Source organism: Streptomyces sp. S6, from assembly GCF_054880855.1.
This window is the reverse complement of record NZ_JBTYMC010000489.1, coordinates 1-3,365: the sequence shown is the minus strand read 5'-3', so window position 1 is coordinate 3,365 and position 3,365 is coordinate 1. Positions and strand designations below refer to the sequence as shown.

Here is a 3,365-nt window from a genome sequence, read left to right as displayed (position 1 = left end):
CGCGGGTCCTCGGGCGCGGCGCGGGTCACTGCGCGATCAGCACGGCGGCCAGGGCGAGCGCGCCGGGCACCGCCTGGGCGAACAGGATGCGCCGGTTGGCCGTCGCCGCGCCGTACACACCGGCGACGATGACGCAGGACAGGAAGAAGACCTGGGCGCGGAAGCCGGTCGGATCGGCCGCGATCAGGCCCCAGATCAGGCCCGCCGCGAGGAAGCCGTTGTAGAGGCCCTGGTTGGCGGCGAGCTTCGCCGTGGCGGCGGCGAAGTCCGGCGAGAAGCCGTGGAACCGCTTCCCCGGCGGCTTCTGCCACAGGAACATCTCCAGCACCATGATGTAGACGTGCAGCGCGGCGATCAGTGCCACCAGCACGTTCGCGACGATCTCCATGACCTTCTCGACTCCCTCGACTCACACACACATTTCCTGGACAGGTGTCCATCATAGCTGGACACCTGTCCAGGAAGTCGAATCGGGGCAGCAAAGAGCCCCGTCGCGACGGGGGAGCGCGACGGGGCCTGAGGAGCGGGTTCCCGGCGGGAGCGGATTCACACCTGCCGGGCCGCGGATTTTCCGTGAAGCCGTTACGCCCCCGGCTCCAGCACGAACACCGGGATCGTCCGGTCCGTCTTCTCCTGGTACTCCGCGTAGGGCGGGTACGCGGCGACGGCCCGCTCCCACCAGGCGGCCTTCTCCTCGCCGGTGACCTCGCGGGCCGTCATGTCCTGCTTGACCGGACCGTCCTGGAGCTCGACACGCGGGTCGGCCGTGACGTTGTGGTACCAGACGGGGTGCTTCGGCGCCCCGCCCAGTGACGCCACCAGCGCGTACCGCCCCTCGTGCTCCACCCGCATCAACGGCGTCTTGCGGAGCTTGCCGCTCTTGGAGCCCCGGGTCGTCACCACGATCACCGGCAGCCCGGTGTCCAGGAGTGTCGTCCCCTCGGTCCCGCCGGACTTCTCGTACAGCTCCACCTGATCCCGCACCCACTGCGTCGGGCTGGGCTCGTACTCGCCTTCGAGCGGCATGGCAACCATCCTCTTCGTCAAGTCGTACGACGTCGGCACGTGTCGCACCGTTCACAACGCGCGCGTGCCCCGGAATCATCCTCACAGGCAGAACCGGCCGCCGCACCGTGCGGAGCGCGGAGTTCCGGCCAGATCGCGCCCCGAGCCCATCTGGCCGAAGTGCCTGTCGTCATATAGATGCTTGGGGCATCTAATAGGGGGCGGTACGCCGGAATCCGCTTCCGCACCCTTTGCGAGGTCTCCATGACACGACCGGCCCCCCTCGCCTTCCCGCAGAGCCGCACCTGCCCCTACCAGCCACCCGCCTCCTACGACACGCTGCGCACCGACCGCCCCCTGACCCGCGTGACCCTTTTCGACGGCTCGCCCGCCTGGATCGTCACCGGCCACACCCTGGCCCGCACCCTCCTCACCGACCCCCGGCTCTCCGCCGACCGCACCCGCCCCGGCTTCCCCGGCACCTCCGCCCGCTTCAAGGCGGTGAGCGACCGCACCCTGGCCGTCGTCGGCACCGACGAACCCCTGCACCGCGTCCAACGCCGCATGCTGATCCCGGACTTCACCCTGCGCCGCGCCGAAGCGCTGCGCCCGGCGATCCGGAAGACCGTCGACGAACGCATCGACGCCCTCCTCGCCCAGGGCCCGCCCGCCGACCTCGTCTCCACCTTCGCGCTGCCCATCCCCTCGACGGTGATCTGCGCCCTGCTCGGCGTCCCCTACGACGACCACGACTTCTTCGAGGAACAGACCCGCCAACTGCTGCGCGGCACGGTCACGGAGAAGATCCGCGCGGCACGCCGGAACCTGCGCGAGTACCTCGGCGACCTGATCGACCACAAACGCACCGGCCCGCCCGGCGACGGCGTCCTCGACACGCTCGTCCACCGCCGGATGGCGGACGGCGAACTCGACCGCGAAGGCGCCGTCGACATGGCCCTCGTGCTGCTCGTCGCCGGCCACGAGACCACCGCCAACATGATCTCGCTCGGCACCTTCACCCTCCTGAGCCACCCCGACCGACTCGCCGAACTCCGCGCCGAACCCGCCCTGTTGCCGGTCGCCGTCGAGGAACTGATGCGGATGCTGTCCATCGTGGACGGCCTGCTGCGCGTCGCCCGCGAGGACATCGACGCCGACGGGACGACGATCAAGGCCGGCGAGGGCGTCGTCTTCGCCACCTCCGTCCTCAACCGCGACACCACCGCCTACGACGACCCCGACGCCCTCGACTTCCACCGCCCCACCCGCCACCACGTCGCCTTCGGCTTCGGCATCCACCAGTGCCTCGGCCAGAACCTGGCCCGCGCCGAACTGGAGATCGCCCTCGGCACCCTCTTCGAGCGGCTGCCCGGCCTGCGCCTCGCCGTCCCCGCCGAGACGATCCCGTTCAAACCCGGCGACACGATCCAGGGGATGCTGGAACTCCCCGTGACCTGGTAAGAGGCTCCGCACATGCACATCGACATCGACACGGACACCTGCATCGGCGCCGGCCAGTGCGCCCTGACCGCCCCCAAGGTCTTCACCCAGGACGACGACGGCTACTCCACCCTCGTCCCGGACGGCACGGACCACCTCGACGACCCCCTGATCCGCGAGGCGGCCCGCGCCTGCCCGGTCCAGGCGATCACCGTGAGCTGACCGCGCACCCCACGGCCGGCCCCTCCAGCATGCCGCCCGTGTACAGGGCCTGCCCGCGCGGCATCCAGTAGCCCAGCTTCGAGACGACCGTGCCGCAGCGGCCCTTCGGGGAGACCTGGACGACGACCGTCGACGGGTTGCCCGGCTGGAGGTCGGTCAGCGCGCAGTCCAGCGCGTTCATGGTGCGCGCCCGCTCCGGATACCGGCCGACGAGCGGGTTCACACAGCGGGCGTCGGACGTCGTCAGCTCCGTGCCCTCCTCGCCGATCAGCCCGAACCGCCCGCTGCCGTCGCCCTGTTCACTGTCCCGGGACACCGTGTACGTCAGCGTCGTCACGGAATCCCGGGACAGTGTGCGCCGGTCCACCTCGATCCGGTGCGTCGGCCGCGCGGCGGGCGCCGTGAACGTGAGCGTCGCCCGCACCGTGCCCGCCGGCTCCACCCCGGCGGGCACCGAACGGACCCGGACGGCCGCCGTCACCACGTAGGTGCCGGGACCGGGGTACGGGGTCGAACCCGGCAGGGTCCCCGAGGCGACCGGCACGCCGTCCCGGGTCGCCGTCCAGGTGCCGGACGTGAGACAGACCGGGTGGACACCGGGACGACGGCAGACCGCGGGCGCGGACACCGCCATGACGGGGGTGCCGCTCCCCGCGCACAGGGAGACGCGGGCGAACCGACCGCCGGGGGCGCGCAGG

General features: G+C 71.3%; 5 protein-coding genes. 2 read left to right on the top strand and 3 right to left on the bottom strand.

Going from position 1 to position 3,365, the window contains the following annotated elements; translation table 11 throughout:
- Positions 1 to 25: 25 nt before the first annotated feature.
- Complete coding sequence (locus tag ACVNF4_RS34085; protein WP_461806741.1) at positions 26 to 388, bottom strand: DUF1304 domain-containing protein; 363 nt, start codon at positions 386 to 388, stop codon at positions 26 to 28.
- 194 nt (positions 389 to 582) lie between these two features.
- On the bottom strand, positions 583 to 1,026 hold the full coding sequence (locus ACVNF4_RS34080; RefSeq protein ID WP_461806740.1) for a nitroreductase family deazaflavin-dependent oxidoreductase: 444 nt from the start codon (positions 1,024 to 1,026) through the stop codon (positions 583 to 585).
- 243 nt (positions 1,027 to 1,269) lie between these two features.
- Here ACVNF4_RS34080 and ACVNF4_RS34075 point away from each other — a divergent pair, with 243 nt between their 5' ends.
- Positions 1,270 to 2,466, top strand: a complete 1,197-nt coding sequence (locus ACVNF4_RS34075) for a cytochrome P450 (protein WP_461806739.1) — start codon at positions 1,270 to 1,272, stop codon at positions 2,464 to 2,466.
- 12 nt (positions 2,467 to 2,478) lie between these two features.
- Positions 2,479 to 2,667, top strand: coding sequence for a ferredoxin (locus ACVNF4_RS34070; RefSeq protein WP_461806738.1), 189 nt, complete (start codon positions 2,479 to 2,481; stop codon positions 2,665 to 2,667).
- Here ACVNF4_RS34070 and ACVNF4_RS34065 read toward each other — a convergent pair.
- A partial coding sequence (locus tag ACVNF4_RS34065) for a hypothetical protein (RefSeq protein WP_461806737.1) occupies positions 2,654 to 3,365 on the bottom strand: 712 nt, incomplete at its 5' end. The genes ACVNF4_RS34070 and ACVNF4_RS34065 overlap by 14 nt on opposite strands.

Excerpts from the sequence above, each read along its gene's own strand:
- ACVNF4_RS34085 (WP_461806741.1), bottom strand. The coding sequence starts at position 388 with ATGGAGATCGTCGCGAACGTGCTGGTGGCACTGATCGCCGCGCTGCAC.
- ACVNF4_RS34080 (WP_461806740.1), bottom strand. The coding sequence starts at position 1,026 with ATGCCGCTCGAAGGCGAGTACGAGCCCAGCCCGACGCAGTGGGTGCGG.
- ACVNF4_RS34075 (WP_461806739.1), top strand. The coding sequence starts at position 1,270 with ATGACACGACCGGCCCCCCTCGCCTTCCCGCAGAGCCGCACCTGCCCC.
- ACVNF4_RS34070 (WP_461806738.1), top strand. The coding sequence starts at position 2,479 with ATGCACATCGACATCGACACGGACACCTGCATCGGCGCCGGCCAGTGC.